The sequence below is a fragment of the Robertmurraya sp. DFI.2.37 genome (assembly GCF_029211245.1).
GTDB lineage: Bacteria > Bacillota > Bacilli > Bacillales > Cytobacillaceae > Robertmurraya > Robertmurraya methanolica_A.
The window spans coordinates 1-301 of record NZ_JARGEJ010000640.1 but is presented as its reverse complement, the minus strand read 5'-3'; the positions used below and the strand labels follow the sequence as shown (position 1 = coordinate 301).

Annotated in this window: 1 pseudogene; it reads left to right on the top strand. The window is 37.2% G+C overall.

The annotated features are described in order from the left end of the window. Nucleotides 1-105 precede the first annotated feature (105 nt). Nucleotides 106-301 (top strand): annotated as a pseudogene (locus tag PZE06_RS28035) (electron transfer flavoprotein subunit beta); the annotation flags it as partial.

Below are 301 nucleotides of genomic sequence, written 5' to 3'. Positions count from 1 at the left end.
TCTTTTTTTCCTATGTTAAAGAGACTTGGAATACAAGCTCTTAAACATACGAAAAAAAGACTTAGACCGAGTCATCTATCTGGAAGAATATTAGGAGGGAAAATCATGAACATCTTTGTATTAATGAAGAGAACGTTCGATACGGAAGAGAAGATTTCCATTGCTGGTGGCAAAATTAATGAGGATGGAGCGGAATTAATCATCAATCCTTATGATGAGTATGCAATAGAAGAAGCCATTCAGATTCGTGATTCAAAAGGTGGAGAAGTGACAGTTGTTACGGTTGGAACCGAAGAAGCTG